Here is a 24,507-nt window from a genome sequence, read left to right as displayed (position 1 = left end):
CAGCCCGTCCTTGTTAGCGGCGGGTCAGTTTCAGCTTTTCGCGAACCTCAGCCGGTCCGACGATGCGGCATCCCATATTGGTGAGAATCGTTCCGGCGCGCTCGACGAGATCGCCATTCGAGGCCAGCACGCCGCGATCGAGCCAGATATTGTCTTCCAGACCGACGCGAACATTGCCGCCCGCCAGCGCGGCCTGCGCGACATAGGGCATCTGCATCCGCCCGATCGAGAACATCGAATAGGTCCAGTTGGCCGGGATATTATTGATCATCGCCATCAGGCTGTTCGGATCGGCGGGCGCGCCGTAAGGAATGCCCATGCACAGCTGGATCATCACCGGATCGTCGATCAGACCCTCTTCGACCAGCGTCTTCGCGAGCCAAAGATGGCCGGTGTCGAAAACCTCGATCTCGGGGCGCACGCCAGCCGCCTGAATGCGCTTGGCCATCGCCCGCAGCATCCCGGGCGTGTTGGTCATCACATAATCGGCCTCGGCGAAGTTCATCGTGCCGCAATCGAGCGTGCAGATTTCAGGCAGCAGCTCTTCGACATGGATCAGCCGCTCGGTCGCGCCGACCATATCGGTGCCGGGGCCAAGCGGCAGCGGGCTTTCGACATCGCCCAGAATGATGTCGCCACCCATGCCCGCCGTCAGGTTCAAGACGACATCGACATCAGACGAGCGCACCCGCTCGACCACTTCGCGGTAAAGCGCCGGATCGCGCGAGGGCGTGCCGGTTTCGGGGTCGCGGACATGGACATGGGCAATCGCCGCACCCGCTTTCGCAGCTTCGATACAGGCATCGGCGATCTGTTTGGGCGAGCGCGGCACCTTGTCCGATTTAAGGTGGCTCTGACCCGAACCAGTTACGGCACAGGTGATGAAAACGTCGCGATTCATGTGAGCTCCGGCGAGTTGAAACGTCTGTCAGGGGAAGTTCTATCTCTCAGACTACGGCGTTTCTTGGCTTGTGATTTGCATTTTCAGCCGTATCTTTTGCAGATGACGCCAAATTCGCCCTTCCATTTGAGCTTTCTTTTGTTCGACGGTTTCTCGAACATGATCCTCGCCTGCGCGATGGAGCCGCTGCGCGCGGCCCGCGATCTGTCGGGCAAACGGCTGTTCTCGTGGCAGATCGCGACCATGGACGGGCTGCCGGTGGTCAGTTCGTCGCGGGTCTCTCTCAGCGCCGATCTGCCCGCCGACCGCATTGGCGCGACCGATGCTCTGGTCGTGGTGACCGGCTATGGCGCGCGCGATCACATGAGCCGCAGCGTCACGCAATTCATCCGCAAAACCTCGCGCGGGCTGCCTTTGACGGTGGGCTTGGATACCGGCGCCTGGCTGGTCGCGGGGGCCGGGCTTTTGACCGGGCGGCGCGCGACGATCCATTGGATGGAGGTCGAGGCCTTTGCCGAGACCTTCCTCGATGTCGAAACCCGGACCGCGCCCTGGGAACAGGATGGCAATTTCGTCACCTGCGGCGGCGCGGGCGGGGTGCTCGATTGGGCGCTCGCGCTGATTCGCGACCATGGCGGCGAGGCCCTGAGCTTTGATGTCGCGAATATGTTTGGCCGAATCGCCGCGACCTCGGATCGCAGCCACGGCACCGCCGCCTATCCGCCCGATGTGCCGCGCATGATGGATCTCGGCCTGCCGCCCGCCTTGCAGCGCGCGATCACCGCGATGCGCCAGACTGCGGATGCGCCGCTGTCGCTGCCCGAGATCGCCGAGATCGCCGCCGTGTCTTTGCGCACGCTCGACCGCATGTTCATGGCGACGCTCGGCGTGCCGGCGGGCGGTTACTACCGCCAGATTCGGCTTGCCCATGCGCGGGCGCTGGCGATGGACACCCGCCTGACGCTGGCTGAAATCGCCGCGCGCACCGGCTTTGTCTCGGCCGCGACGCTGGCGCGGGCCTATCGCAACCAATATGGCGAGACGGTCGGCGCGTCGCGCGCGCGCCAGCCCCAACGCTCACATCCTTTCGCCTAAGACCCCGAATCCGCGCGCCTAACGGCCCTTCCAGACCGGATCGCGCTTTTCGGCAAAGGCGCGCGCGCCCTCGAGCTGATCTTCCGAATGATGCAGCTTTTCGACCGTCTCGAACTGGTTGCGCGCGATTCGCGCCATGGCATCGACGAACTTCATATCCTCGGCCTCGCGCACGACCTCCTTGATCGCGGCGAAGACCAGAGGCGGGCCCGAGGCCAGCTCATCCGCCAATGTGCGCGCCTCGATCATCAATTGATCAGCCGGAACCACGCGGTTGATCATGCCCCAGCGCGCGGCCTCGGCGGCATCCATCCAGCGCCCGGTCAGCAGCATTTCCATCGCGATGTGATAGGGAATGCGCTTGGGCAGTTTGATCGAGGCGGCATCGGCGACCGTGCCCGAGCGGATCTCTGGCAACGCGAAAGTCGCGTGATCGGCGGCCAGAATAAGATCGCCCGAGAGCGCAACTTCAAGCCCGCCGCCGCAGCAAATCCCGTTCACCGCAATGATCACCGGCTTGTTCAACCCGCGCAACTCCTGCAGCCCGCCAAAGCCGCCGACGCCGTAATCGCCCTCGACCGAAGCGCCCTCGGCTGCGGCCTTTAAGTCCCAGCCCGGGCAGAAGAATTTCTCGCCCGCGCCGGTCAGGATCGCCACGCGCAGCGCGGGGTCGTCGCGGAAACGGGTGAAGATCTCGCCCATGCGCTGGCTGGTCGCAAGATCGATCGCATTGGCCTTGGGCCGGTCGAGCGTCACCTCAAGCACGGCGCCGCGAATGTCGGTGCGGATCGGGTCCATCTGTTCTCCTGTCTGACGGGTCGCGCCGTCTCTTGTGCCGCAACCAGCGCGCATGTCGGTCGATTGCCCAGAGAGGGCGCGGCGATGCTGCCACCCGCCACGCGCGATTGTCGAGCCTGGAATGCGACGGAAATATGTCGTTTTCGGAGGTTTTTTCGCCGCCCCAGCTTCAGGCCAAGAGAGCGCTGCGTCTCATACTTCTGTTGGCTTGCGTTTTTTTCGCACTGCGTTTTTGCTGTATGCAAGGGGATACCAGTTCCAGAGACCAAAGAATGAGAGGAAAATCTTTTTCTTGACAGTTGAACTGCCCCCTAAGCAGATTTGGCTCATCAGCACGTCCGGCCTGCCTAGCGCATCCGAGCTCGAGTTGAGCCGAGACATGATCACAGACGTTTTCAGGAGCCTCAGATGGCCGACCAAATTCTGACCGTTACCTGCCCCGCCCGGCGGGGAATTGTTGCCGCGATTTCGGGGATGCTCGCCGAAAACGGGTGCAACATCACCGACAGCGCGCAGTTCGACGATCAGGAAAACGACCGCTTCTTCATGCGTGTCAGCTTCAAATCCGAAGAAGGCAAAAGCGCCGAGCAGCTGCGCGAGGCTTTTGCCCCGATCGGCGACGAGTTCCAGATGGACTGGGAATTGCACGATGCCACCAAGAAGACGAAAGTGCTTCTGATGGTCTCGAACTTCGGGCATTGCCTGAACGACCTGCTCTATCGCTGGAAAATCGGCGCGCTGCCGATCGACATCGTCGGCGTGATCTCGAACCACATGACCTATCAGAAGGTCGTGGTGAACGCCGATATCCCCTTCCACCACATCAAGGTGACCAAGGAAAACAAGCCCGAGGCCGAAGCCGAGATGCTGCGCATCGTCGAAAGCACCGGTGCCGAGCTTGTCGTTCTGGCGCGCTACATGCAGATCCTGTCGGATCAGCTCTGCCAGAAGATGTCGGGCCGCATCATCAACATCCACCACTCGTTCCTGCCGAGCTTCAAGGGCGCCAACCCCTACAAGCAGGCCTATGAGCGCGGTGTGAAGCTGATCGGCGCGACCTCGCATTATGTGACGGCTGACCTCGATGAGGGCCCGATCATCGAACAGGACACGATCCGCGTGACCCACGCCCAATCGGCTGACGATTACGTCTCGCTTGGCCGTGACGTGGAAAGCCAGGTTCTGGCGCGGGCCATCCATGCGCATATCCACCACCGCGCTTTCCTGAATGGGAACAAGACAGTTGTCTTCCCGTCGAGTTCAGGTGGATACGCTTCCGAACGGATGGGTTGATCCACGGCCCGTCGCTGTCATCGAGAGAGGGATCATGGACACTCAGATCGCCACGAACGCGCAGATCATCGACGGCAAGGCCTTTGCGGCCAAGATCCGCAGCAAGGTCGCCGAACACGTCAGCCGCATTAAGGCAGAGTCCGGGATTACCCCCGGTCTCGCCGTCGTCCTTGTCGGCGAGGATCCGGCCAGCCAGGTCTATGTCCGGTCGAAAGGCAAACAAACGGTCGAGGTCGGCATGGCCTCGTTCGAACACAAGCTCGACGCGAACACCTCCGAAAAGGATCTGCTCGCGCTGGTCGACAAGCTGAACAAGGATCCGTCCGTGCACGGCATTCTGGTTCAGCTGCCCCTGCCCGATCACCTGAACTCGGATCTGGTGATCAATTCGATCGACCCGGCCAAGGATGTGGACGGGTTCCATATCTCGAACGTCGGGCTGCTCGCGACCGGGCAAAAGGCGATGGTGCCGTGCACCCCGCTTGGCTGCCTGTTGCTGCTGCGCGACCTGCATGGCTCGCTCTCGGGCAAGAATGCGGTGGTCATTGGCCGCAGCAATATCGTCGGCAAGCCGATGGCCCAGCTTCTGCTGGGTGACAGCTGCACGGTGACGATTGCGCATTCGCGCACCAAGGATCTGCCCGAGGTCGTGCGCCGCGCCGAGATCGTCGTCGCCGCCGTCGGCCGCCCGGAAATGGTCAAGGGCGACTGGATCGCGCCCGGCGCCACCGTGATCGATGTCGGCATCAACCGCATCGAGCGTGACGGCAAACAGGTTCTGGTCGGCGATGTCGATTTCGACGGCGCCGCGGCGCAAGCCGGAGCGATCACCCCGGTTCCCGGCGGTGTCGGGCCGATGACGATTGCCTGCCTGCTCGCCAATACCGTGACCGCCTGTTGCCGGGCGAACGGACTGGCCGAGCCCGAGGGCCTGACCATCTGATCCAGCAGGGCCGGGAAGGAGGAGCTCGGCCCCGCATTTCAACGGAATTACTGACCCAGATTCTCGAAAGAGATAGTAGGAGGAACGGTCACATGACCAAACGAGTGGCAATTATCGGTGCGGGGCCCTCTGGCCTGGCCCAATTGCGCGCCTTCCAGTCGGCAGCCAACAAAGGCGCCGAGATCCCGGAAATCGTCTGCTTCGAAAAGCAGGACAACTGGGGCGGCCTTTGGAACTACACCTGGCGCACCGGCCTTGATGGCAATGGCGAGCCGGTCCATGGCTCGATGTATCGCTACCTCTGGTCGAACGGCCCGAAGGAAGGTCTTGAATTCGCAGACTATTCTTTCGAAGAGCATTTCGGCAAGCAGATCGCATCCTATCCGCCGCGCGCCGTGCTGTTCGACTATATCCAAGGTCGTGTCGAAAAGGCCGGCGTCCGCAAATGGATCCGCTTCTCGACCCCGATCCGCATGGTGACCTATGATGCCAAGACCGAGAAATTCACGGTCACCGCGCATGATCTGGTCAAGGATCACATGTATTCGGAAGAGTTCGACAATGTGATCGTCGCCTCGGGTCACTTCTCGACCCCGAATGCGCCGGAATTCCCGGGCTTCAACCGCTTCGGTGGCCGCATCCTTCACGCCCATGACTTCCGCGATGCGGTCGAGTTCAAGGACAAGGATCTGCTGCTGATCGGCACCTCCTATTCGGCGGAAGACATCGGCTCGCAGTGCTGGAAATATGGCGCGAAATCGATCACCGTCGCCTATCGCACCGCGCCCATGGGCTTCAAATGGCCGGACAACTGGCAGGAAGTCCCGATCCTCGAGCGCATGGACGAGACCACCGCTTACTTCAAGGACGGCACCAGCAAGAAGATCGACGCGATCATCCTGTGCACCGGCTATAAGCACCACTTCCCCTTCCTGCCCGACGATCTGCGCCTGAAGACGAAAAACCGTCTGGCGACCGCCGATCTCTACAAGGGCGTGTCCTATGCCTATAACCCGAAGATGTTCTATCTCGGGATGCAGGATCAGTGGTTCACCTTCAACATGTTCGACGCGCAGGCCTGGTGGGTCCGTGACGCGATCATGGGCCGGATCGCGATCCCGCGCGAAACCGCGACGCTTCTGGCCGATGTCAAAGCCCGCGAAGTTGGTGAGGATGCCGGTGTCGATACCCATGATGCGATCCAGTATCAGGGCGACTACGTCAAGGAGCTGATCGCCGAGACCGATTATCCGTCCTTCGACGTCGATGGTGCCTGTGCCGCTTTCTTCGAGTGGAAAGAGCACAAGAAGGACAACATCATGACCTTCCGCAACAAAGCCTATCGTTCGGTCATCACCGGCACGATGGCGCCGATCCACCACACCCCGTGGAACGAAGCGCTGGAAGACACGATGGAAAGCTACCTGCGCAACTGATCCGCAGCGGCACTTTGGCCGAAGCGACCGATCCGCGAGCCCCTCCCGCGGGTCGGCAACAGATGGCCAAGAGGCGATGGTCCGGAGCTGCCGGATTATCGCCTCTTTTTGCATTGGCGCCATGACATCGCCGGTGATTGGGCAGATTCGTCGGGGAGGATTGATCGAGGGAGGATTCGGGTCTTCGCCCGGCAGACCGACCCCTCTGGCCCGCCCGTCCTCCGACTTTCGCAGGGGTTCATCCCTTGCGGGAATCCCGCGCAAGATTGGCCGGGTCAGGCGGAAGCAAATAACGAAATCAATCCCTTCCAATAGATGACTGATTTAATTTAATTATTCTTTGACGACAAATTGCCGCATTGACGCCCTTGTCATACTTTTAACTTAGGTGGAATTTTTTTCTTTGTAGGAAGAAAGATTCGCGCCACTCTCGCTCCAGCAAACAGGTGACGGAGCGACGCGATGACGGACTTCCCGCAACCTTCCAGTAGCAATCCGGCAAATCAATACGACCGGTCGGAAGGAACGACTTCCTTGAATGAAATGCAGCGCACCCTGACGTGGCATGGCGCTTTTTGGGTGGCGGCGGGGGTGCCACCGCTGGTGCTCTTCTCGATCGGGGGGATCGCTGGCACGGCGGGTAAAGTCGCCTTTCTGGTCTGGACGGTGTCGATCTGCATGGGCTTCCTGCAGAGCTTTACCTATGCCGAAATGGCGGGGATGTTCGGCAATAAATCCGGGGGCACCTCGGTTTATGGCGCAACCGCATGGATGCGTTATTCCAAGATCATTGCGCCGCTCTCGGTCTGGTGCAACTGGTTCGCTTGGAGCCCGGTTCTGTCCTTGGGCTGCACCATCGCGGCGGGTTATATCCTGAACGGGCTGTTCCCGATTCCCGATGCGACCAGCCCATTGGTGCTCGACTGGATCGCGAACCATGCGAATTCCATTGCCGCGACCGATCCACGCGTCACCGACTGGCTGGCCGCCAATCCCGGCAAAGCCGCGAGCGATGCGATTCAGACGCTGCTCGCCTCGGATGGCGTGGCCGCGCTGACCCCGGCAATCCGGACCTGGGAAGCGTTCCATATTCCGATTCCCTATCTCGGCACGCTTTACTTCAACTCGACCTTCGTGGTCGGCGTCGTCATCATGCTGACGATGTACACGATCCAGAAACGCGGGATCGGCGCTGCTGCGGGCGTTCAGAAAGTGCTCGCGGTCATCGTTCTGGTGCCGCTGCTGCTGGCTGGCCTCGTGCCGATCATCACCGGCTCGATCAACTGGAGCTATGTCACCAATATCGTTCCGCCCGCCGCAGCAGGCTCGGCGCTGGACGGTGCATGGAATGTCGGCGGCTGGACCCTGGTTCTGGGCGGCATGTATGTCGCGGCCTGGTCGACCTATGGCTTCGAGACCGCGGTCTGCTATACCCGCGAGCTGAAGAACCCCAAGACCGACACGTTCAAGGGGATCTTCTATTCCGGCCTGCTCTGCATGCTGTTCTTCATCCTGATCCCCTTCGCCTTCCAAGGCGTCTATGGCCATGAAGGCCTGCTCGCCCCCGGCATCGCCGACGGCAGCGGCATCGGTGAGGCGATGGGTCGGATGATCTCGTCGAACAGCGTCGTCGTGCATCTCTTCGTGCTGCTGATGATCCTTGCGCTGGCCATGTCGATCATGACCGCCGGAGCAGGCTCGTCGCGGACGCTCTATCAGGGCTCGCGCGATGGCTGGCTGCCGAAATACCTCGGCAAGGTCAACAAGAACGGCGCGCCGGTTGGTGCCATGCGTCAGGATCTGGTGTTCAACACCTTCCTGCTGGCGCTGGCCTCGGATGCGGGCGGCTATTATCTCGTGCTGGCCATCGCCAACGTCGGCTATCTGCTGTTCAACTTCCTGAACCTCAACGCAGGCTGGATCCACCGCATCGACAGCCCCCATCTCGATCGCCCGTGGAAGGCGCCGACCTGGCTTTTGGCGCTGAACACGCTGCTGGCTTTCGTCAATGCGCTGTTCCTCGGTGCGGGGGCCAAGGTCTGGGGCTATTCGCAGGCGCTCTGGGCGGGGCTGATCTTTGCCGCGCTGGTGATCCCGATCTTTGCCTATCGCCATTGGGTGACCGACAAGGGCCGCTTCCCGCGCGAAGCGATGGAGGATCTGGGTCTTGATCCGGACGGCGATCTCGAGCCGGGCCGCGCAGGGATGCTGCCTTATCTGACCTTGCTGGCTGGCTTGATCGTGGTACTGTTCGCCAACTGGTTTTTCGTCCTGCCGGGTTAAGGCCCGCCAAAGATCGACTACAGCCGCCCCGCCCTCGCGCGGGGCGGAATTCTTACCTTCAAGACGACCCCGACAGCTCAAAATCCCGGCAAGTTGATACTTTGCTATTAGGAATATTCTTTTCCTTTGATTTTGGGGGCGCGCGGTGGTCGGCTTGGAATCGAACCAAGACGATAAGCTTTCATTGACGGGGGGAACTCATGGCGAATTCGTGGCGCATTTCCACATTGGCAGACCGGCACCTGGCGCTCGGCTCGAAGCTCGAGGACTGGAACGGGATGCCGACCGCCTGGACCTACGATAAGCCGATGATCGACGACTACACGGCCATCCGCACCAAAGCGGGGCTGATGGATGTCTCGGGCCTCAAGAAGGTCTTTGTCAGCGGCCCGGCGGCGACCCAGGTGGTCGAGCGCGCCACCACGCGCAACATGGCCAAGCTGATGCCCGGCCGCGCGGTCTATGCCTGCATGATGAACGAAGCCGGCAAATTCGTGGATGACTGCGTCATCTACCGCTTCGGCCCGAACAACTACATGGTCGTTCACGGCACCGGCTCGGGCATGGAGCGCCTGCAGATGGCGGGCGCGGGCAAAGATGTCTCGATCATCTTCGACGACAACCTGCACGACCTGTCGCTGCAAGGTCCGGTCGCGGTCGATTTCCTGGAGAAACACGTTCCGGGCATCCGCAACCTCGCCTATTTCGGCCATATCCAGACCTCGCTGTTCGGCAAGCCCGTGATGATCTCGCGCACCGGCTATACCGGCGAGCGCGGCTATGAGATCTTTGTGCGTGGCGAAGATGCCCCGGCTGTCTGGGACCGCATTCTCGAAGAAGGCAAAGAGATGGGCATCGTTCCGGCTCAGTTCGGCACGCTCGACCTGCTGCGCACGGAAAGCTATCTGCTCTTCTATCCGGGCGACAACTCGGAAACCTTCCCCTTCGCCGATGAGGCCGCAGGCGACACTCTGTGGGAGCTTGGGCTCGACTTCACCGTCTCGCCGAACCACACCGGCTTCTATGGCGCGGAAGAACATGCCCGCCTGAAGGGCAAAGAGCGCTTCAAGATCTGGGGCCTCAAGCTCGACAGCAAAGAGCAGCCCGAAAACGGCGCGCCCGTCTTTGCCGATGGCAAGGAAATCGGCGTCGTCACCCAGGGTCTGGCCTCGCCGGTGAACAATTACACCGTCGCCATTGCCCGCCTGCCCGTCGCCTTCGCCAACAATGGCACCAAAGTGACGGTCAAAACCGGCGGCAAAGAGGTCTCGGCCACCACCAGCGAAATGCCCTTCTACGACGTGGACAAGAAAATCCGCAGCGCCAAGGGCTGAACAACAAGCGAGGGAGGAGAAAACCATGATGAATTCCGAATTCGCGCCTTCGATCGCGACAAGGCCCGTCTATGGCGTTCTCGAACCCCAGCAAGGCACTGCCCATCTGATGGTCGCCGATGGCGAAGGGGGAGGCGCGATCCTCGACCTCTTCGCCAAGGCGGACGCAGCGGGCACAGATCTGCGCTCGAGCGCATGTATCATCTATGTGAAAGCTGCGAACGGCACCGATATGGGCGACGACCTCGCCCAGATCGGCGCGGCGCGTTTCTATCACGGCCCCACTCTTGCCGCCGCCATGTCGCGGATCCGCAAAGAGCTGGTCGATGCACATATGGGTCTACAGATCTACCTTGCCGGAACCGAGACCCTGATCGGCGTCGTCCAAAGCGAAGCTATGAAAGTCGGCTATCCTTATGACGGAATGCACAGCGAACACCGCGGCTCGCTGGCCCGTCGCGTGCAATGCGTCCATTGCAAAGGCATCACCGAAAACGTCACGACCGATCCGATGGTGTGCAGCCATTGCGGCCTGAACCTCTATGTGCGCGACCATTACTCGCGCCGGCTGGCAGCATTTCAGGGCGTCAACATCGACGCCGAAGACCCCGGACAAGTCCCGGAAATGGTGGAGAAATTCCCATGAGCGGAGCACCCAGAATCCACGCCCGCGTCGCCGAGGTCATTCCGGTCAACGCCCTGATCAAGACCTTCCGCTTCGTGCCGCTTGATGGCGGTCCGGTGCCGCCGTTCTCGGGCGGCAGCCATATCGTCGTCGAGATGAATGACAACGGCACCCGCCGCCTCAATCCCTATTCGCTGATGAGCGATCCGTCGGATACCTCGGGCTATTCGATCTCGGTCCGGCGCGACGATTTCGGGCGCGGCGGCTCGCTGTTCATGCACAACCATGTCGAGCCCGGCATGGAGATGACCATTTCTTATCCGGTCAATCTCTTCCCCGAGGATGCGCGCGCCAAGAAGCACCTGCTGATCGCGGGCGGCATCGGCATCACGCCCTTCATCGCGCAAATGGCCCAGATGGATGCGCAGAATGCGAATTTCGAGCTGCATTATGCCGTGCAAAGCCGCTCGCTCGGCCAGTTCGGCGATGAGCTCAAGCGCAGCTACGACAACCGCGTGCATCTTTACTATGACGATGAGGGCATCTTCATCGACATTCCGAAATTGCTGCGTGGTCAACCGCTTGGCACCCATGTCTATACCTGTGGTCCCAAGGGCATGATCAATGCCGTGCACGATCTGGCGGAAAAGGCGGGCTGGCCCAAGGGCGCCGTCCATTCCGAAGAGTTCCTCGCCCCTCCGGTCGGCGAACCCTTCGAGGTCGAGTTGGCGCGTTCGGGCAAGACGATCACCGTTGGCGCCGTCCAATCGCTTCTGGAAGCGATGGAGGCCAATGGCGTCGATGCGCCCTATCTTTGCCGTGGCGGCGCCTGCGGGCAATGCGAATGCGATGTTCTCGCCCTGGAGGGGGATATAGAGCATAATGATCACTGGCTGACCCCGGAACAGCGCGCCTCAGGCAAGAAAATCATGCCTTGTGTGTCACGCTTCTCTGGTGAGCGGCTGGTTCTGGATCTGTGAGGAGGAGCCGATGGGAATTCAGTTCAACGACGAGACTTTCCGTAACGACTACACCTACCGAAACTCTCCGGCGGGCCTCGCCCGCTTTCCTTTCCCGTTCCCCGAAGACGAGTATATGTATTCGGTGAACATCGAGCCCCATACGCCGGGCCGGAAAGGTTCGGTCTTCGAGCACTCCTTTGACGTGGACGAACATTACGTCTCGGAGATGAAGGATCGCGCCCGCGTGCTGGCGGAAGATCCGCTGCGCTGCCAGTCGCTGCCGCATATGACGCTGGCCGGTTGGGACCTCTTGGAACTCATCATGGAGTCCAAGGCCCGCGACTATCCCGACATGTTCGAGCTGCACAAAAACGGCAACAAATGGCGTTGGGTCAACAAGCCGCTCGGCATCGACGACACCTTCACCTTCCTTGACGAATCCACCCTGCCCTATGGGCCGATGGAATATATCACCCGTCAGGCACAGGGCGACTTCACGCTGCAAGATCAGCGCGAGGACAATCTGTGGATCGAAGCCGGGATGGTCACGAGCCAAGCCGACTGGTCGCTCGATTTCGACATCGGGATGAGCTTCCACGAATGGCACGCGCCGGTGCCGCTGGCGGGCGGCATGGGGATCTTTGACCGCGCGCTCAAATTCCTGCTGAAGCTGCAATATGGCGCGCCCGTGCGTCGCTTCAACTGGACGATGACCGTCGATCCGCGTCTGGACACCGCGCCCGAGACCTATCCGAAATGGGGTCCGAGCAAGACGACGCTCAACATGGACAATGTCGGCGCACGTCAGCATCTGCGGGTCGAGCTGCAAACGCTCTACCGCCTGCCGCGCTCGAATGCGATCGTCTTCCCGATCCGGTGCTACCTCATCAGCTTCCAGGATTTGGTGACCGTGCCGAAATGGGGCCGCCGTCTGCACCGCGTGCTGCAAGGGCTTCCGCAAGAGCTGGCCGAATACAAAGGCTTCGCGCGCAACCGCGAACTGCTGACCAATTGGCTTGCCCAATATGACGACGGCGCGCCGACCTCGCCGGGCTGGTGGGCCGAAGACTGAGCCCACCTCGGCCGGACGCCGTCACGCCAAATGAAATCGGCCGGGGATCTCCCCGGCCGATCTTTTTGTGCCCTGACTTCTGCGATGCCCCGCGATGCGTCTGGTTCAGGCCTGAGGGTAGCAGATAATCGACAGGTAGCGGACCGGCAGCGAGATCAGCTCGCCCGGACCATGGCGCTCATCCGCGTCAAAGATCAGCGAATCGCCAGGTTCCAGCAGAAAGGTCTGATCGCCATGCCGATATTCGACCTTGCCTTCGAGCATATAAAGCAGCTCGATCCCGTCATGCTGGAAGGTCGGGAAGACATCGTCATCGCCGCCCGTCAGCACGATCAGATAGGGCTCGACCACCACGCCCGAATTGTTCGCGCCGATATGGCCAAGCAGGTGATACTGATAATGCGCCCGGGTGCCGCGCCGCTCGACCTCGACATGCTGGCCCGCCTTGAGATGCTGGACCTCGCGCCGCTCTTCGTAGCTTTTGAAGAAGGTGGTGATCGGCACCGAAAGCGCATGGCTCAGGGTTTGCAGCGTGGTCAGCGATGGAGAGGTGATGCCGTTCTCGATCTTCGAGAGCATCCCGATCGAGATGCCGGTTCGGCCCGAAAGCTCGACGACGGTCATGCCCTGCTGCTGGCGCACCGCGCGCAAGGCGCGGCCGATGGCCGATTCGAGATTGCGCTCGCCACTGTCGCGAAGCTGATGCGGGTTCTGCTTCAGCGCCCCGGCTGCCGCGCGGCGGCTGGCCGCCATCGTCCCTTCTATCGTCATTCAGCTTTTTCCTTCGTATATGGCCGGTGTGGACGCGGCCCATTCGTGGTCAATCCTCAGCATAGAAAGGTCTCGCCGCCACCGGACAGGCCAGCGCGGGGTGATAGGGGCAGCTCGCCTGGATATCGCGACGTGCAAGCACGACATGGCTTCGATCTCCCGACCTATCAAATGCAGCAAATAGGTCTCTTTGCGTCACGTCAACGCTCCCGTCGCATCCCGCAGTCAGACTGTGGCACAGGACACGGATTTAGATCGGTCGAAAGTCGGGAAGAGATTGGTCAGGCAGTCTTTTTACGCGGATGGGCCAGATCCCAGCGCGTTTCTTGGCCCGTCAATTGCTGGGAATTTTCCCCCATACAACGGGCATCTCGTGCTGTAGTATGAGCCGCAGGACAAACCGGTTGCCTGCTCTTGGAGCCTCGGCTAATCTCTTTCGTAGAATGAAAGAAATTTTCCGCTTACGCAACCCCAAACGCGCGAGGCTGCAATGTTGGATCAACGTTTCCCAACTGTCTTTCCCGGGCCACCCCGGGCCACGCGGCTGATCCGCCCGAATGGAATCCGACAGCACAATGCGCCAGAGCGCTATGAAGTCGCCGGCGGCGGCGCGCTTCTGGTCGCGCTTCGTGAAGGCGATCGCCTGAGCATCGTGAACCACGAGGGCGGCCAAAGGGTCGAGCTTGTTGCCGCCGATGAAAGCGGTCACATCGACACCGAGATTCTCGGCGCGAAGTCGAATTCCACCGCCGAAGGCACGCGGGCGCTGCTTGCGCGCGGCGACAAGGCGGGCGAAGGGCTGTCGGGCATCCGCTCGGGCCTGAAGCGGCGCCACATTGATCTGTCGAAAGCCTCGGCGATCTCGCTCTTTGGTCCCGAGACCAAGGCGGGCACCTCGGAAAGCTTCACCGTCACCCGTCCGGGTCATCTGCTGATCTCGGCTCCGGCCGAAGCGATGGACCCGCATGGTCAGGAAACCGCGACGCCGGTCGTCCTGTCGATCCAACGCGCGAAACCGCGTGAAGTCGGGCAGTTCGACCTGCCCGATCCGCTGGCCGACCCGATTCTCGATCTGCGCGTGTCCTCGGCGACCGCGAGGTCCTATTTCGTCAAGGCGGGCGATTACTTCCAGGTTTACGACGTCGATGGCCGTCAGTGCACCGACTTGCAGTGCTTCGATGCGCGCAAGTTGGAAAAAGGCATCGAGCGTCCGATCGACGTGACCACCACGCGCACGATCATGGGCCATGCCTATTCCGTGCCGGGTCTGCACAACAAATATTACGATCAGGACATGACCGCTCTGATCGAGGTGGTGCAGGACACCGTTGGCCGCCATGACGCTTTCGCCATGGCCTGCGCCTCGAAATATTACGACGACATCGGCTATCCCGGCCATGTCAACTGCTCGGACAACTTCAACCGCGCGCTTGATGAATATGGCGTCGCCGACCGTCCGGGCTGGATGGCGGTGAACCTCTTCTTCAACACCGCGATCGACGCCCATGGCGTGCTCATCACCGACGAGCCGTGGTCGCGTCCGGGCGATTATGTCCTCTTCCGCGCGCTGACCGACATTGTTTGCGTCAGCTCGGCCTGCCCCGATGATACGACGCCCGCAAACGGCTGGTATCTGAGCGATATCCACGTCCGGAGCTATTCCGGCGCAGAGAAGTTCCAGCGCGCCAGTGCATGGCGCCCCACCCCGAATTCGGAGCCGCGTATGACCAAGGAAACCGCTTTCCACGAAAGGACTTCGGCGTTGACGTCGAACGTGGTCGAATATCGCGGCTACTGGGTGCCGACCGTTTATGCCAACAACGGCGCGATTGACGAATATTGGGCCTGCCGCAAGGCTGCCGTCGTGCTCGACCTCTCGCCTTTGCGCAAATTCGAGATCACCGGCCCCGATGCCGAGGCGCTGCTGAACTACACGATGACGCGCGATGTCTCGAAGCTCGCCGTGGGTCAGGTCGTCTATACCGCGATGTGCTACCCGACCGGCGGCATGATCGACGACGGCACCATCTTCCGCCTTGGCCGCGACAATTTCCGCTGGATCGGCGGCGATGATTACGGCGGGGAATGGCTGCGCGAGCAGGCCGAAAAGGCCGGGCTGCAGGTGATGATCCGCTCGTCCACCAATGAGATGCACAACCTCGCGGTCCAGGGTCCGAACTCGCGCGATATCATGAAGCGTTTCATCTGGACGGCCGAGCATCAGACCAAGATCGAGGATCTCGGCTGGTTCCGCTTCACCGTCGGCCGCATCGGCCATTCGAAAGGCGCGCCTGTCGTCGTCTCGCGCACCGGCTACACCGGCGAGCTTGGCTATGAAATCTTCTGCCACCCGAATGACGCCAATGAAGTCTGGGATGCGGTCTGGGAGAACGGTAAGGATCTTGGCCTGAAGGCGATGGGCTTTGACGCGCTCGACATGCTGCGGATCGAAGCCGGTCTGATCTTCGCGGGCTATGATTTCTGCGACCAGACCGACCCGTTCGAGGCTGGCATCGGCTTCACCGTGCCCCTGAAATCGAAAGAGGTCGATTTCATCGGTCGCGAGGCGCTGATTCGCCGCAAAGAGACGCCGTCGCGCAAATTCGTCGGCCTCGATGTCGATGCGAATACGATGATCGGCCATGGCGATGGCATCTTCCAGGGCCGGGCTCAGGTTGGGGAAATTACCTCGGCCGTGCGCTCGCCGCTTCTGAACAAGAACATCGCGCTGGCCCGTGTCGACCCGACCGTCGCCGCCCCCGGCACCGCGCTCGAAGTCGGCAAGCTCGACGGCCAGCAGATGCGCCTGCCCGCCACGGTCGTGACCCTGTCGCATTACGACCCGAAAAAGACCCGTCCCCAAAGCTAAGGGGGCGGAGATGCGCAGCATCATCGACCAGCTCGGCGGAGAAGACGTGCTCCGCCGGTTGGTCGAACGCTTTTACGACCTGATCGAGACGCGCCCGGAAGGGCGCCAGATCCTGCATCTGCATTTCCGCGGCCATGGCATGTCCCATGTCCGCGGCGAGCAGTTCGATTTCCTCTCGGGCTTCTTTGGCGGGCGCCGCTATTACGCGGACAAGCACGGCCATATGAACCTGCGCGAGATCCACGACCATATTCCGATCCGCCCCGAAGATGCCGAGGATTGGCTCTTCTGCATGGATCTGGCGATGAGCGATTGCCAGATCGCCCCCGCCCTGCATCAGCGCCTGATGACCGCCTTCCGCCGCGCCGCGCTGGTTCTGGTCAACCGAGATGCCGGGGCCGTCGCGGAATAGCGAAAGCCGGCCCTTTCGGACCGGCCCTGCCTCATCTTGCCCGCCTCAGAGGTGGTAGGCCTGCTCGCCATGGGTGGTGATGTCGAGGCCCTGACGCTCGTCGTCGCGCGACACGCGCAGGCCGATGGTCGCGTCGATCAGCTTGAAGAGCACGAAGGACACGACCCCGCACCAAACCACGGTCAGCAGCACGGCCTTCGCCTGAATGAGCGTCTGGCCGAGGATCGCGTAATCCGCCCCGCCCGTGCCGCCAAGCGACGGCGCGGTGAAGATCCCGGTGCCAAGCGCGCCCAGAATGCCCGCGACGCCATGGATGCCGAAAACGTCGAGGCTGTCGTCATAGCCCAGTTTGATCTTCACCACGGTGACGAAATAATAAGCGCCCGCCGCGCCGATCACGCCAAGCGCCAGCGCGCCCATCGGCCCGACCGTGCCCGCTGCGGGCGTGATCGCGACCAGCCCCGAGATCATCCCCGAGATGCCGCCCAGCAGCGAGGCCTTGCCGCGCAGCGCCCATTCCAGCCCGGCCCAGGTCAGGATCGCCGCCGCCGGGGCCGCGAAGGTGTTGACCATGGCCAACGCCGCATCCGGACCCGCCTCTAGCGCCGAGCCCGCGTTGAAGCCGAACCAGCCGAACCACAGCACCGCCGCGCCGGTCAGCGCGAGCGGCAGCGAATGGGGCGCCATCATCTCTTTCATATAGCCGATGCGCGGGCCGATGATCAGCGCACCGACCAGTGCGGCCACGGCGGCGTTGATGTGCACAACCGTGCCGCCCGCGAAATCGAGCGCGCCCCAGCCAAAGATCAGCCCGGCGCTGTCCCAGACCATATGCGCGACCGGGAAATAAACGAGCAGCGCCCAGAAGATGCAAAAGACCAGCAAAGCGCCGAATTTGACCCGCTCGACCAGACCGCCGATGATCAGCGTCGCGGTGATCGCGGCAAAGGTCATCTGGAACGAGATGAAGACATACTCCGGGATGACCACGCCCTCGGTGAAGGTCGCGGCGGTCGAGTGGATGCTGACGCCTTGCAGGAAAGCCTTACCGAGCCCGCCCCAGAACGGGCTTTGCCCGCCGCCAAAGGCGATCGAATAGCCGACGACCAGCCAGAGCACCATCAGCACGGCGGCAATCGCGGTGGTCTGCATCAGCACCGACAGCGTGTTCTTGGCCCGCACCAGCCCGCCATAGAACAGCGCCACACCGGGCAGGATCATCGCCATGACCAGCACCGCCGAGACCATCATCCAGGCGGTATCGCCCTTGTCCATGACCGCTTTCGCAGCCTCGGCGGCGACGATGGGAGCGGCTGCGGGGGCTGCCTCTTGTGCGAGCGCGGGCCAACCGAGGCCTGCCGCCAAGCCGGCTGTCAACAATGGGGTCCAGAGTTTCTGCATCGCGATGTCCTTCAAACTGGCGCTCCCAAACTGGCGCTGCGGGGGCGGTCATGGCGCGGGCCCGACCTCTGGCATTCAGGGAAACCGGCTGCGAAGGCGGGCGGCAAGAAAAGCCCGGTCCGCGCGCAGCTCGCGGCATCCGCCGATTAGGGATGAGGCAAAAATTCCGGGATCTGCCGCTCTTCAAGGCAACGCGCGGATGAATCGCCCGGCACAACCGTAACGCCCAAGCCTCGCCAAGCTGGACGCTGTTTCTGTCACGGCGCTGCCACAACAGTCTGAAATGAACCGAAATCAGGCAGGTCTCGCCTCACCGCCCGGCTTTTCAGCTGCGGCAGCGCGTGCGGGGCGATCTTCGGGAAGGTGGGCGCGTGTCCAAAGCCAAGTCCAAAGCGGCAAAATCCTCGGTCAGTGCAAATCGTGTGGCGGCGCTTGCGGGCGTCTCGCGCTCGGCGGTCTCGCGCACCTTCACCCCGGGCGCGAGCGTCTCGGCCAAGACCCGCGCCAAGGTGCTCGCCGCCGCCGAAGAGCTTGGCTATCACGTCAACCATCTGGCGCGCGGGCTGATCCAGCACCGCTCGGGCATCGTCTGCCTGATCGTCTCGGAGATCGGCGCGCCCTTTCAGGCGGCGCTGATCGAGGCGGTGACCGCGCGGCTTCAGGCTTTGGGCAAGGTGGTGATGCTGCTGAGCACGGCGGGCCAGCCCGAGAACGCCGCCGCCGCTTTGCGTCAGGCGCTGAACTACCGCGCCGAAGCGACGGTGATCCTGTCGGGCGGGCCGCCCGCTTCGCTGATCGCGACCTGTATCGAAAACGGCCAGCGCGTCATTCTGGTCAACCGCGACGAGCCGATTTCCGAGGCCGAGGTCGTGCTGGTGCAAAACGAGGCCGCCGCGCGCGAGGCCTGTCTGATGCTGCGCCGCGCGGGATGTCGGCAGCTCGCGCTGGTCAGCTCGAATGCGGGCACGCCCAGCCTTGTCTCGCGCGAGCGCAGCTTTCTCGACACCGCCGCCGAGCATGGGCTCAGCGTGCGGATCAGCCGGGCTGGACCGACGGGCTATGCGACCGGCGCCGAAGCCGCGCGGCGCCTGCTCGGCGCCACCGACCGGCCCGAGGGCGTCTTTTGCACGACCGATCTTTTGGCGCTTGGCTTCATGGATGTCGCGCGGCTCGATTTCCGCCGCAAGATCCCCGAGGATCTTTGCCTGATCGGCTTTGACGATATCCCGCAAGCGGGCTGGCGTGGCTATGATCTGACCACCTTCCGCCAGCCCCTGCCCGCGCTCGCCGATCGGATCGCGGCCAGTATCGAGGGCGATCTCGAGGGAGGCGAGGCCACGCGGGTCACAGCCCTGCCGGTCGAAATCGTCTGGCGCGGCAGCCTGCGTCCTTAGCGGCCCCGACGCAGCGCGATCACCAGCCTCGCGCTGCGGCGCAAGGCCGTCAGGGCCGCGCCGACCGCCACCAGCCACAGCGCCGCGAGAAGCAGCTCGTCGCGTCCGCTCCAAAGCGGTGCGAACGCCGACAGCACCGCCGCCCCGGTCACCAGCGCCATGCGATGCTGTTTCGCCATCGGCCCGGCGAAATCCGCAGGCCGGCCGCAGCTCACGCCAAGCTCGCGGACATAGGCCGTCAGGAAAGCGAAAGAGACCGCCGCCCAGCCAAGCGCCGGATGGCCAAGGCCAAGCCCGATCCCCAGCAGGATCAAGAGATCCGAGACGCGGTCGGGAAATTCGTTCCAGAACCCGCCATCAAGCGCGCGCTTGCCCCCCTCGACCGCGACCATTCCGTCAAGCAGATTGCAGATCAGCCGCGCCTGAACGAAGACCGCGCCGAGCAGCAGCAGCAGGACACGCGCCGCGCCCGAGACGCCCCCCGCGCCCCAGAAGGACAGGCCCGCGACCAGCGCCGCGACCATGCCGAGCATCGAGATCTGGTTGGGCGTGATCCCGGTTTTGACCAGCCGCCGCGTCGCCTCGCCCGCCCATCGGCTTTGGCGGCTGGCCAGCGGGCGGCGGTTCGGAACGTCGGTCATGGCCGTGATCTCCACAAGGCGTAGCTGTAAATCGTCGAATAGAGCGTCGTGACGCTCAGGGGCAGCGCAATCGTCGCGGCGATCTCGGGCGTGCCCGCCAGCCGGTGCAGGCTGGTCAGGATGAGCGCCGAGGCGCTCAGCGCAATCACCGGCGGCCAGATCAGCGCGCCCACGCCCAAGATCCGCGCCGAGACCGCCTCGATCATCCGTTTCAGCCCCAGAGTGATCGTGCCCGAGAGCGCGCCCTGCACCAGCCCGGCCAGCACGGGCTCGGGCATCGGATGGGCGCGATTGGCGAAAGCGGCCCAGCTTCCCATCGCGAGAAAGGCCACCGCGACATGGCTGAAGCTGCGGCGCGCGAGGCTTTGGCCCATCTCAGACCGACCAGAAATAGCGCGTCAGATGGAAAAAGATCGGCGCGGAGAAGACCACCGAATCCAGCCGGTCGATGAAGCCGCCATGCCCCGCGATCGCATGGCCCCAATCCTTGACGCCGCGATCGCGCTTGATCGCCGACATGACCAGCCCGCCGCAAAAGCCCAGAAGCGTGATGATGAAGGCCATGAGCGCGGCCTGCCACGGGTTGAACGGCGTCATCCACCACAAGAGCGCGCCAATCGCCGTGGCGCTGAGACTGCCGCCGAGAAAGCCCTCGACCGTCTTCGAGGGCGAGAGCTTCGGCGCGATCTTGTGCTTGCCCAGAAGCTTGCCCCAGACATATTGCAGCACGTCCGAAAGCTGGACCACGACGACGAGGAAGGCGATCAAAAGCACGTTCCGGCCGTCGAAATTCTGCAGCTTCAGCGTCAGCAACGCGGGCACATGCGAGGCGCAGAAGACGCAGATCATCAGCGCCCATTGGACCTCTGCGACGCGGATCAGATAGTTGCGCGTGTCTCCGCGAAAGGCCGAGACGATGGGCAACAGCAGGAAGACATAGACCGGGATGAAGACCGCGAACATGTCATACCAGCCGATCCAGATGAAATAATACTGAAGCGGCAGGACCACGAAAAAGGCGCAGACCAGCGACCAATGATCGGCGCGTCCGGCATTGGTCAGGGTCAGGAATTCACGCAAAGCCGCAAAGGAGCAGAGCGCGAAAAGCAGCGTCACCCCGATCCGCCCGCCCAGAAGCGCGATCGAGAGAAACAGCACCATGACCCACCACGAGCGGATGCGGTCGTTCAGGTTCTCGATCGTGACATTGCGTCCGTCCGGCGAATAAAGCCAACCCAGCACGCCGCCAATGACCGAAGCGAGCACAAGGATTCCGCCCGCGCCAAGGATAAGTGTCACGAGATCGCTGTCAGCGGGCGACATCAGCTGGCCTCTGCGGGTTTGGGCCGCAGCGCAAGCAAAGCCTCGCGCGTGCGGGTCAGGAAATCGGTCTTGCTCTCGCCCGGCTGAAGCCGCAAAGGCGCGCCGAAGACGGTCTTGCACATCAGCGGCACCGGGATGAATTCGCCCTTGGGCATGACCCGGTTCAGGTTCTCGATCCAGACCGGGACCAGATCAATATTCGGGCGCGCGCTGGCAAGATGGAAAAGCCCGCTCTTGAAGGGCAAGAGCACCTCATCGGTAAGGTTGCGCGTGCCTTCGGGAAAGAGGATCAGCGAGGCCCCATCGTCCAGCGCCCCGGCCATCGTCTCGACCGGATCGCCTTGGCGGCCTTCACGCTCGCGCTCGATCAGCACGGCATTGATGACATCGCGCCCGATGAAGGCGCGCAGGCCCCGACCGCCCCAATAATCGACGCCCGCAACCGGCCGGGTGCGGTTGCGCATCTGATGGGGTAGAACCGACCAGATCAGAATGAAATCGCCGTGGCTGTTGTGATTGGCGAAATAGATCCGCTGCGGCCCCAGAGGATCGACGCCGCGCCACTCAGGCTGAACCGCCGTGATCAGCCGGGCAAAGATGCGGATCGCGCCGCTGGCCACGAAGGCAGCCCACCGTCTGGGAAGATCGCGCCAGCTGCGGCGCGGCGGGTCGTCGGCTGGGGTCTGAGAATGCGTCACGATTTTGTCTGTTAGAATGTCGTCACAAAAGCTCTGATCGCAGAGCCCTTGAATTGCAACCGTTTTCTCGGGGCCGCCAATGGCAAACGCCCGGCCAGTGACCGGGCGCGCGCCGCAAGAGCCATGACCTCAGAAACTGTTGCGCTCGTGATAGGTGCGCAGAAAGCCCTGAATGCGGGGATCTTCGGGATGATGCAGGATGCGCGAGGGCTCATCCACGCCGACAAGCTCGCCCTTTTCCAGAAATGCGACCTGATCGGCGACATGGGCGGCAAAGCCCATCTCATGGGTGACGACGACCATGGTCATGCCTTCCGACGCCAAGGCCTTCATCACATTGAGCACCTCGCCGACCAGCTCTGGATCGAGCGCCGAGGTCGGCTCGTCAAAGAGCATCAGCTTCGGCTCCATCGCCACCGCGCGGGCAATCGCCACGCGCTGCTGCTGCCCGCCCGAAAGCCGCGAGGGATAATTGCCCATGCGGTCCGACAGCCCGACCTTGGCCAGAGCCCCGGCGGCACGCTCCATCGCCTCGGCTTTGGGCAGGCCGCGCACGCGGATCAGTCCCTCGGCCACGTTTTCCTGCGCCGTCATATGCGGCCAGAGGTTGAACTGCTGGAAGACCATGCCGATCGAGCGCCGCATTTCGCGCAGCTTTTTCGCGGTCATTTTCCGGCCCGGCGCGTCATAGCCGATCTGTTTGCCGTCGATCAGCACCGCGCCGTCGTCATATTCCTCGAGGAAGTTGATGCAGCGCAGCAAGGTCGATTTGCCCGAACCCGAGGGCCCGATCAGACAAGTGACCTTGCCCGGCGGGATCGAGAGGTTGATGTTTTTCAGCGCATGGAAGGGGCCGTAGAATTTATTGACCGCGCGGATCTCGACTGCGGAGGCCTGAACTTTCATGGGGGCCTGAACCATCGTGGAGGCTTGAACCATCTTACGGCCTTTCGATCAGATAATGGGTGATGCGGCGCTCGAACCGGCGACCGATGCGCGAAATGACCTCGACGAAGAACCAGAAGAACAGCGCCAGAACGAGGTTCGCTTCGAGATAGCGGAAGGTTTCGGTCGACATGCGCTGGGTCTGATACATCAGCTCGGGCACGGTGATGATCGAGAGGATCACCGTCTCTTTCGTCAGAATGATCGAGAAATTGACCAGCGCAGGCAAAGCCGAGACCAGCCCGACCGGCAGAAGGATGCGGCGGATGATCGTCGGTTCGGCCATGCCGATAGCGCGGGCGGCCTCGATCTGACCATTGGGCACGGCGCGGAAAGCCGAGCGGAAGATCTCGGCGAAATAAGGGCTGCCATAGATCGTCAGCCCCAAAAGCCCGGCGGGCAGCGCATCCAGCCGCAAGCCGATCAGCGGGCCGCCGTAATAGAGCACGAACAGCTGGACGAGGAAGGGCGTGCCGCGAATGATCTCGATATAGATCTGCAAGAGCCAGCGAAACGGCGCGGGCGCATAACGCTGACAGAGCGCAATCGCCAGACCCAGCGCCATGCCGAAGGCGGTGCCGAGGATCCAGCAAAAGACCGTCATGCCGAAGCCACGCACGAGGATCGGCCAATAGGTGACGAAGATCGACAGGTCCATCAGATCGCCATCCTGTGTTCGAGATAGCGCCCGATGGCCGCCAGACAGAGGTTGATCGCCAGATAGATACAGGCCGCCGCGAGATAAGCCTCAAGCGGGCGGAAGGTGGTTCCGGCCTGAGCCTGACTGGCGCGGGTGATTTCCATAATGCCGACGACCGAGACCAGCGACGAGGCTTTGACCAGCAAGATCAGCTCATTGATGAGCGCGGGCAGCGACAAAGCAACCGCTTGCGGCAGGATCACGCGCCGCCAGACATCGCCCGGCGCCATGCCAATCGCCACGGCGGCCTCGGCCTGACCTTTGGGCAAAGCATTGATCGCGCCGCGCCAGATCTCGGAAATATAGGCGCTGGCCACGACCGCCGTCGTCCCGACCGCCGCGACAATCGCGGGCACGTCGATGCCGATCACCGGCAGCAGGAAGAAGACCACCAGCAGCTGGACCAGCATCGGCACACCGCGCAGATAGCTGACCCAAAGGGCGGCGAAGACCCGCGCAGGGCGCGATTTCGACATGCCCATGATGCAGATGACGGCGCCCAGCACTAGCCCAAGCGCAATGCCAAGGCCCGAGACAAGCAGCGTATAGCGCGCGGCCCAAAGCAGCGGGCCAAAACCGTCCGTGAAGGTAGATATCGAGAACATCGACTC

General features: G+C 62.5%; 23 protein-coding genes. 12 read left to right on the top strand and 11 right to left on the bottom strand.

The genetic code is table 11. From position 1 onward, the window contains the following. Positions 1-13: 13 nt before the first annotated feature. Complete coding sequence (locus JCM7686_RS21795; protein WP_020953182.1) at positions 14-901, bottom strand: BKACE family enzyme; 888 nt, start codon at positions 899-901, stop codon at positions 14-16. A gap of 102 nt (positions 902-1,003) precedes the next feature. Between JCM7686_RS21795 and JCM7686_RS21790 the strand changes: the two genes are divergently transcribed. Further along, positions 1,004-1,996: a GlxA family transcriptional regulator gene (locus tag JCM7686_RS21790; RefSeq protein WP_020953181.1), complete on the top strand. Its 993-nt coding sequence runs from the start codon at positions 1,004-1,006 to the stop codon at positions 1,994-1,996. Between the two features lie 18 nt (positions 1,997-2,014). On the opposite strand, the gene JCM7686_RS21785 is transcribed toward JCM7686_RS21790, so the two are convergent. After that, positions 2,015-2,794, bottom strand: a complete 780-nt coding sequence (locus JCM7686_RS21785; protein ID WP_041528366.1) for a carnitinyl-CoA dehydratase — start codon at positions 2,792-2,794, stop codon at positions 2,015-2,017. Between the two features lie 408 nt (positions 2,795-3,202). On the opposite strand from JCM7686_RS21785, the gene purU reads away from it, so the two are divergent. The 8 genes from purU (at position 3,203) to JCM7686_RS21745 (ending at position 12,742) form a co-directional block, all read left to right on the top strand. Further along, entirely contained in the window at positions 3,203-4,087 is an 885-nt protein-coding gene (gene purU, locus JCM7686_RS21780) for a formyltetrahydrofolate deformylase (protein ID WP_020953179.1), read from the top strand. Between the two features lie 34 nt (positions 4,088-4,121). Beyond that, complete coding sequence (gene folD / locus JCM7686_RS21775; protein WP_020953178.1) at positions 4,122-5,030, top strand: bifunctional methylenetetrahydrofolate dehydrogenase/methenyltetrahydrofolate cyclohydrolase FolD; 909 nt, start codon at positions 4,122-4,124, stop codon at positions 5,028-5,030. Positions 5,031-5,122: 92 nt separating this feature from the next. Further along, positions 5,123-6,466: an NAD(P)-binding domain-containing protein gene (locus tag JCM7686_RS21770; RefSeq protein ID WP_020953177.1), complete on the top strand. Its 1,344-nt coding sequence runs from the start codon at positions 5,123-5,125 to the stop codon at positions 6,464-6,466. Between the two features lie 543 nt (positions 6,467-7,009). After that, a complete protein-coding gene (locus JCM7686_RS21765; RefSeq protein ID WP_051201748.1) occupies positions 7,010-8,749 on the top strand; it encodes an APC family permease in 1,740 nt (579 codons plus the stop codon). Between the two features lie 200 nt (positions 8,750-8,949). Continuing rightward, entirely contained in the window at positions 8,950-10,083 is a 1,134-nt protein-coding gene (locus JCM7686_RS21760) for an aminomethyltransferase family protein (RefSeq protein ID WP_020953175.1), read from the top strand. A gap of 25 nt (positions 10,084-10,108) precedes the next feature. Next, positions 10,109-10,729: a dimethylamine monooxygenase subunit DmmA family protein gene (locus JCM7686_RS21755; protein WP_020953174.1), complete on the top strand. Its 621-nt coding sequence runs from the start codon at positions 10,109-10,111 to the stop codon at positions 10,727-10,729. Beyond that, entirely contained in the window at positions 10,726-11,688 is a 963-nt protein-coding gene (locus JCM7686_RS21750) for a PDR/VanB family oxidoreductase (RefSeq protein WP_020953173.1), read from the top strand. The genes JCM7686_RS21755 and JCM7686_RS21750 overlap by 4 nt, the downstream gene beginning before the upstream one ends. 10 nt (positions 11,689-11,698) lie before the next feature. Then, complete coding sequence (locus JCM7686_RS21745; RefSeq protein ID WP_020953172.1) at positions 11,699-12,742, top strand: heme-dependent oxidative N-demethylase family protein; 1,044 nt, start codon at positions 11,699-11,701, stop codon at positions 12,740-12,742. Between the two features lie 105 nt (positions 12,743-12,847). Here the strand turns inward: JCM7686_RS21745 and JCM7686_RS21740 are convergent, their stop codons facing one another. Beyond that, positions 12,848-13,513, bottom strand: a complete 666-nt coding sequence (locus JCM7686_RS21740) for a helix-turn-helix domain-containing protein (RefSeq protein WP_236635917.1) — start codon at positions 13,511-13,513, stop codon at positions 12,848-12,850. Between the two features lie 490 nt (positions 13,514-14,003). On the opposite strand from JCM7686_RS21740, the gene JCM7686_RS21735 reads away from it, so the two are divergent. Then, positions 14,004-16,382 (top strand): DUF1989 domain-containing protein, encoded by a 2,379-nt coding sequence (locus tag JCM7686_RS21735; RefSeq protein WP_020953170.1) that lies wholly within the window; start codon positions 14,004-14,006, stop codon positions 16,380-16,382. A gap of 10 nt (positions 16,383-16,392) precedes the next feature. Next, complete coding sequence (locus JCM7686_RS21730) at positions 16,393-16,794, top strand: group II truncated hemoglobin (protein WP_020953169.1); 402 nt, start codon at positions 16,393-16,395, stop codon at positions 16,792-16,794. 45 nt (positions 16,795-16,839) lie between these two features. Here JCM7686_RS21730 and JCM7686_RS21725 read toward each other — a convergent pair whose 3' ends face one another. Further along, complete coding sequence (locus JCM7686_RS21725) at positions 16,840-18,195, bottom strand: ammonium transporter (RefSeq protein ID WP_020953168.1); 1,356 nt, start codon at positions 18,193-18,195, stop codon at positions 16,840-16,842. Positions 18,196-18,566: 371 nt separating this feature from the next. Between JCM7686_RS21725 and JCM7686_RS21720 the strand changes: the two genes are divergently transcribed. Then, a complete protein-coding gene (locus JCM7686_RS21720) occupies positions 18,567-19,589 on the top strand; it encodes a LacI family DNA-binding transcriptional regulator (protein ID WP_020953167.1) in 1,023 nt (340 codons plus the stop codon). Here the strand turns inward: JCM7686_RS21720 and JCM7686_RS21715 are convergent. The 7 genes from JCM7686_RS21715 to JCM7686_RS21685 all read right to left on the bottom strand — a co-directional run bounded on the left by JCM7686_RS21715 (position 19,586) and on the right by JCM7686_RS21685 (position 24,501). Next, entirely contained in the window at positions 19,586-20,230 is a 645-nt protein-coding gene (locus JCM7686_RS21715; RefSeq protein WP_020953166.1) for a CDP-alcohol phosphatidyltransferase family protein, read from the bottom strand. The genes JCM7686_RS21720 and JCM7686_RS21715 overlap by 4 nt on opposite strands. Beyond that, positions 20,227-20,604, bottom strand: a complete 378-nt coding sequence (locus tag JCM7686_RS21710) for a hypothetical protein (RefSeq protein WP_020953165.1) — start codon at positions 20,602-20,604, stop codon at positions 20,227-20,229. Before JCM7686_RS21710 ends, JCM7686_RS21715 begins: the two co-directional genes overlap by 4 nt. 1 nt (position 20,605) lies before the next feature. Further along, positions 20,606-21,553, bottom strand: coding sequence for a phosphatidate cytidylyltransferase (locus JCM7686_RS21705; protein WP_020953164.1), 948 nt, complete (start codon positions 21,551-21,553; stop codon positions 20,606-20,608). Further along, positions 21,553-22,251: a lysophospholipid acyltransferase family protein gene (locus JCM7686_RS21700; protein WP_084621299.1), complete on the bottom strand. Its 699-nt coding sequence runs from the start codon at positions 22,249-22,251 to the stop codon at positions 21,553-21,555. The genes JCM7686_RS21705 and JCM7686_RS21700 overlap by 1 nt, the downstream gene beginning before the upstream one ends. Before the next feature lie 129 nt (positions 22,252-22,380). After that, complete coding sequence (locus JCM7686_RS21695) at positions 22,381-23,190, bottom strand: amino acid ABC transporter ATP-binding protein (RefSeq protein WP_020953162.1); 810 nt, start codon at positions 23,188-23,190, stop codon at positions 22,381-22,383. Between the two features lies 1 nt (position 23,191). After that, positions 23,192-23,854, bottom strand: a complete 663-nt coding sequence (locus JCM7686_RS21690) for an amino acid ABC transporter permease (protein ID WP_020953161.1) — start codon at positions 23,852-23,854, stop codon at positions 23,192-23,194. Continuing rightward, entirely contained in the window at positions 23,854-24,501 is a 648-nt protein-coding gene (locus tag JCM7686_RS21685) for an amino acid ABC transporter permease (RefSeq protein ID WP_020953160.1), read from the bottom strand. Before JCM7686_RS21685 ends, JCM7686_RS21690 begins: the two co-directional genes overlap by 1 nt. Positions 24,502-24,507 lie beyond the last annotated feature (6 nt).

The sequence above is a fragment of the Paracoccus aminophilus JCM 7686 genome (assembly GCF_000444995.1).
Classification (GTDB): domain Bacteria; phylum Pseudomonadota; class Alphaproteobacteria; order Rhodobacterales; family Rhodobacteraceae; genus Paracoccus; species Paracoccus aminophilus.
Note: the sequence above shows the minus strand (reverse complement) of the source record. Positions and strands in the feature narration are given on the sequence as shown.

What these genes read in the sequence shown, in the direction of transcription:
- JCM7686_RS21795 (WP_020953182.1), bottom strand. Translation starts at nt 901, where the DNA reads ATGAATCGCGACGTTTTCATCACCTGTGCCGTAACTGGTTCGGGTCAG.
- JCM7686_RS21790 (WP_020953181.1), top strand. Translation starts at nt 1,004, where the DNA reads ATGACGCCAAATTCGCCCTTCCATTTGAGCTTTCTTTTGTTCGACGGT.
- JCM7686_RS21785 (WP_041528366.1), bottom strand. Translation starts at nt 2,794, where the DNA reads ATGGACCCGATCCGCACCGACATTCGCGGCGCCGTGCTTGAGGTGACG.
- purU (WP_020953179.1), top strand. Translation starts at nt 3,203, where the DNA reads ATGGCCGACCAAATTCTGACCGTTACCTGCCCCGCCCGGCGGGGAATT.
- folD (WP_020953178.1), top strand. Translation starts at nt 4,122, where the DNA reads ATGGACACTCAGATCGCCACGAACGCGCAGATCATCGACGGCAAGGCC.
- JCM7686_RS21770 (WP_020953177.1), top strand. Translation starts at nt 5,123, where the DNA reads ATGACCAAACGAGTGGCAATTATCGGTGCGGGGCCCTCTGGCCTGGCC.
- JCM7686_RS21765 (WP_051201748.1), top strand. Translation starts at nt 7,010, where the DNA reads ATGCAGCGCACCCTGACGTGGCATGGCGCTTTTTGGGTGGCGGCGGGG.
- JCM7686_RS21760 (WP_020953175.1), top strand. Translation starts at nt 8,950, where the DNA reads ATGGCGAATTCGTGGCGCATTTCCACATTGGCAGACCGGCACCTGGCG.
- JCM7686_RS21755 (WP_020953174.1), top strand. Translation starts at nt 10,109, where the DNA reads ATGATGAATTCCGAATTCGCGCCTTCGATCGCGACAAGGCCCGTCTAT.
- JCM7686_RS21750 (WP_020953173.1), top strand. Translation starts at nt 10,726, where the DNA reads ATGAGCGGAGCACCCAGAATCCACGCCCGCGTCGCCGAGGTCATTCCG.
- JCM7686_RS21745 (WP_020953172.1), top strand. Translation starts at nt 11,699, where the DNA reads ATGGGAATTCAGTTCAACGACGAGACTTTCCGTAACGACTACACCTAC.
- JCM7686_RS21740 (WP_236635917.1), bottom strand. Translation starts at nt 13,513, where the DNA reads ATGACGATAGAAGGGACGATGGCGGCCAGCCGCCGCGCGGCAGCCGGG.
- JCM7686_RS21735 (WP_020953170.1), top strand. Translation starts at nt 14,004, where the DNA reads ATGTTGGATCAACGTTTCCCAACTGTCTTTCCCGGGCCACCCCGGGCC.
- JCM7686_RS21730 (WP_020953169.1), top strand. Translation starts at nt 16,393, where the DNA reads ATGCGCAGCATCATCGACCAGCTCGGCGGAGAAGACGTGCTCCGCCGG.
- JCM7686_RS21725 (WP_020953168.1), bottom strand. Translation starts at nt 18,195, where the DNA reads ATGCAGAAACTCTGGACCCCATTGTTGACAGCCGGCTTGGCGGCAGGC.
- JCM7686_RS21715 (WP_020953166.1), bottom strand. Translation starts at nt 20,230, where the DNA reads ATGACCGACGTTCCGAACCGCCGCCCGCTGGCCAGCCGCCAAAGCCGA.
- JCM7686_RS21710 (WP_020953165.1), bottom strand. Translation starts at nt 20,604, where the DNA reads ATGGGCCAAAGCCTCGCGCGCCGCAGCTTCAGCCATGTCGCGGTGGCC.
- JCM7686_RS21705 (WP_020953164.1), bottom strand. Translation starts at nt 21,553, where the DNA reads ATGTCGCCCGCTGACAGCGATCTCGTGACACTTATCCTTGGCGCGGGC.
- JCM7686_RS21695 (WP_020953162.1), bottom strand. Translation starts at nt 23,190, where the DNA reads ATGGTTCAAGCCTCCACGATGGTTCAGGCCCCCATGAAAGTTCAGGCC.
- JCM7686_RS21690 (WP_020953161.1), bottom strand. Translation starts at nt 23,854, where the DNA reads ATGGACCTGTCGATCTTCGTCACCTATTGGCCGATCCTCGTGCGTGGC.
- JCM7686_RS21685 (WP_020953160.1), bottom strand. Translation starts at nt 24,501, where the DNA reads ATGTTCTCGATATCTACCTTCACGGACGGTTTTGGCCCGCTGCTTTGG.